Below are 237 nucleotides of genomic sequence, written 5' to 3'. Positions count from 1 at the left end.
CCCATTTTACCCCCCCACCCACCCCCCCCCCCCCCCACCCTCGGGGGGGGGGGGGGGGGTTCCCCCGCCCGCCCCCCCCCCCCCACACCCCCCCCCCCCCCCCCCCCCCCCCGCCCCGCCCCCCCCCCCCCCCCCCCCCCGGGGGGGGGGGGGGTTTTGCCCTCCCCCCCCCCCCGCGCCCCCCCCGGCGCCGCCCCCCGCCCAGGGAGGGGGCGCTTGCTTTGTCCTGGCATCGGT

Annotated in this window: 1 protein-coding gene; it reads left to right on the top strand. The window is 86.9% G+C overall.

Annotation, left to right across the window (positions count from 1 at the left end; all coding sequences use genetic code 11):
• On the top strand, window positions 1-237 hold a 237-nt coding region (locus AC0L23_RS40200; protein ID WP_473358452.1), incomplete at both ends, for a hypothetical protein.

The sequence above is a fragment of the Bradyrhizobium sp. MI1.4 genome, from assembly GCF_055811315.1.
The sequence above is the reverse complement of the archived record's forward strand: the minus strand, read 5'-3'. Positions and strand labels throughout refer to the sequence as shown.